3 protein-coding genes are annotated in these 3,129 nt (G+C 50.8%); all 3 read right to left on the reverse strand.

The annotated features are described in order from the left end of the window. Positions 1 to 499 (reverse strand): hypothetical protein (locus KIO97_RS21875; protein WP_373417332.1); only part of this gene is annotated, 499 nt, incomplete at its 3' end. Then, complete coding sequence (locus tag KIO97_RS21880) at positions 496 to 1,752, reverse strand: hypothetical protein (protein WP_285383945.1); 1,257 nt, start codon at positions 1,750 to 1,752, stop codon at positions 496 to 498. The genes KIO97_RS21880 and KIO97_RS21875, both read right to left, overlap by 4 nt. Before the next feature lie 677 nt (positions 1,753 to 2,429). Continuing rightward, positions 2,430 to 2,930, reverse strand: coding sequence for a copper resistance protein NlpE (locus KIO97_RS21885; protein ID WP_050568454.1), 501 nt, complete (start codon positions 2,928 to 2,930; stop codon positions 2,430 to 2,432). Between the last annotated feature and the right edge of the window lie 199 nt (positions 2,931 to 3,129).

A 3,129-nucleotide genomic window follows, 5' to 3' on the forward strand; every position in this document is an offset into this window, starting at 1 on the left:
TCATGCCAGGCGGCAATTCCAGCTCAAAAGTGCGAGAGACAAAGCGCTCCACCTTCAAGGTATCGCCAGATGGGGTAAAGCCCACCTGCAGCTGGCGCTCAATGTCATTGAGTAAATCGGACACACGCCCATTTCGGTCTAACTGCACGCGAGCATTTGGATTGATGCCGGCACCGAACCACGCGTGTTTATCAAATGGCGACAGCACATCGGACAGCACCATGTTAAGCGGCAAGCCAGACGATGGCGTACTCAGACGCACCGTCTTTGATAAATAATCGGTCTCAGTTTGACGAGTGATGGGCGAAAGGCGCACTGGCGGCTGCTCGATGCGCTCGACTTTGGCGGGTGAGTCCGAGCGGCTTTCCTCAATACGAGCGAGCACAGCGTCCGACTCTTGATTGCGCTTGTCGTATTCGTTAAGCCCCAGCGCTTCACAGCCCAGCAACGACAACGTCAGCGCAATCGCAAAAAGCGGTTTGATAGGAAAAGTCATCATAGTGGCATCGCCTCCTTGATATACAGCGTTTTGGTTGCATCAAGGCGCTGCGCTTTGAGTGGGTAAGGCTTAAGCAAGGTGCTCATGGCAGCGCTGATGTCGCCTTCACGCGTCACCAACGGGTACGCAGAAAATGGGTAATCGTCCACGGTCCAAGACGCATCGGTATCCCAGTGCCAGTCATAGTGCTCCGTGGTCGATTTCACGGCGGCTTGCAAGGTCTTTCCGGTGACCATCAACGTTGTCACGCGCTCGCCTCTCCAAGGGTGAAACGCAACCAGGTTAAGAGACGGCTTTGGGTACAGGGTTAATGACGACAACGACGCTTGTGAGGCAGACAGCGCGGCGACGGCTCGTGCTAGTGAGCCGGTTTTGACAAAGTCTTGCGCGGCTTTTTCTTCCAATACATCCAAAAACGCTTCGTCTTGCGCAAAGGCCAAGTGACGGTTGCCATCTTTATAGGCCCAGCGGGTTAACGCGCTGCGATAACTCTCGCCAGCGTGAACGCGATACGCCACCTGCGCTTTTTTCACCGGTGTAGTGCGAGTTGCAGTGGCAACCTTCGAACCTGACGCCTTCGCGCGGGAAGGTTGAGTGCTCGCTCCCCCACCAAACAAGTCGTCGCTTTGCGCCAACATGGCTTGCTGCGATGACGCGGCTAAGGATTGCTTCAGCTGCGGCGTCATCATAATGGCGGACGCTGATGACTCTATAGATGGCTTCGCGGACTGAGGTGTTGGCGAGCGATGCGCGGAGGCAGACCACCCCTTGACCGCTTTTGGTGCCTGCCAAACGTAGCCGTACTTGAGGCGAAAGCCGACTTCACGGCGTACTACATCTTCTTCAAGCACAAACGCTTGCCCGCCCATCACTTGCAGGGCTTGACGCAGACTCATGTGCCCCATATCGGTCTGACCTAATGGCAGGGGCTGAGCGTAAAGCTCAGATTCAGCGTAAGAGGTTGGGGTTCTCAGTGACACGCCACTGCCTGACAGCAAAAACTCCATGCCGTCCTTGACGCTCATTTTGCTCATGACCGGCAATCTGGCCTCAACAGGCACGCCTAGAATATCGGTCATGTTCGCACCCGCCGGGCGCTCGGTGACATAACGTGAGGTGTAGACCGCTGGCTGCGCCGACAAGTCGGGTGCGATGCGGACATTTAAAGGTGGCGGCGCCGAAACGGGCTCAGGGGGCGTTTGACACCCCACCAATACTCCCGCTAACGAACACATAAGCCAGCGCGTTTGCATAACGTCTCTCCTGACAATAAAAACACGTCAACACGCTAGCAAAAGGGCGATAGAAAAATCTCAATTAGAATAGGCGAAAAAATAATTTTTCTAATTAAGATTATTTTCAATCTTTGTGTTATCCTGCTCCATTTTTTTTGATTTATACATTGCGGTCAAAAAATCCCAGAGCAAAACGCCAGCAATAAGCTGGCGTTTTGTGTTTAAGTATTGAGTCAATCATGCGCAGTCTCACTTCTAGTGGGGGCAGCCCATTTCAGCAGAAAGTCCAAACTTAGCTTTCAGGCTATGCCCTGTAAGGTCTAGCGAAATTATGGCTCCTAATATCAATGATACTATTGAACGTTTTTTGAATCTTTCATGCCTAGTTGTTAATAAACAAGTTTCACACGGTGCTTACATAAGCCAACGAGCTATGTTGATAGACTGCCTTAGACAAAGATGGCTGGGAGAAAAAGATGACTACACTCTGTGTATGGGCAACCTATCGACAAAAGATTGCAAAGGCGCACTCACTTCATGATTTAATCAAGCGTAAATACGGCTACACTCCAGGGTTTAAACTCACCTATAAAGTGGAAAATGGGCGCCTCATTACTCAGCGATATAATCGACAGCCTAAAAGACCGAGCGTGGCGCTCGGTCTTGTTCTTGTCGAGCACAAGTGATAACTACTCTTACTCTTGCTTACTCAATTGATAAAGTTCGGCCAAATCACCGGTGATCTTCTCTCCATTCATATCGAGCTTCGTCAGCATCATGTCACTAAAATGATACTGATTTGGGGCATGCTCACCGAGCAACGTGACGGTATCACCAGTGTCATTCCAAGACAGCAAGCCTTCTGTCCGGATCGGGGCTTCCCCTTTTTCCTGATAGTGCTGCTCTAGTGTGTAAGTATTGTCGTCGCTTAAGACCAACGTGGTATCAATCCCTGGGCAATCGGCGCAAGGCAATGTACCGGTGAATGTTCCACTCCAAGCCTCTTGGTTAGATGGCTGTTCGTTTGAAACCAGTTCTGCCTCGTCAATTGCCGCCACAAGCGGCGCTTCTTGTAATGTCGAGTCGGCTTCTATTTCTAAGGGTGCCTCATCAACAGAGGCCTCTTGTGGTTTTTCATCTTGGCAGCCTATTAAGGCCACGCTCATGCTCAGTAAAAGTAAACGAAAAGTGTTCATCCTGATCCTCTTTGTGTTTTTGGTTTATCTCTTAAACCATAGACCCCATTTTGTCATCTGCTTGCCTTTTGGACGATTTTTCCGCGTCAGATAAGGAAGGGCAACAACAACGCGGCGGCGATGAGGTAAACCAAAGCGGTGTACCATTGATGACGTCGGCAATCACAAACGATGAGGCGAATTTCGAATAATGTCTTTT

The sequence above is a fragment of the Vibrio sp. B181a genome (assembly GCF_030248375.1).
GTDB classification, from domain to species: Bacteria; Pseudomonadota; Gammaproteobacteria; order Enterobacterales; family Vibrionaceae; genus Vibrio; species Vibrio campbellii.

What these genes read in the sequence shown, in the direction of transcription:
- KIO97_RS21880 (WP_285383945.1), bottom strand. Translation starts at nt 1,752, where the DNA reads ATGCAAACGCGCTGGCTTATGTGTTCGTTAGCGGGAGTATTGGTGGGG.
- KIO97_RS21885 (WP_050568454.1), bottom strand. Translation starts at nt 2,930, where the DNA reads ATGAACACTTTTCGTTTACTTTTACTGAGCATGAGCGTGGCCTTAATA.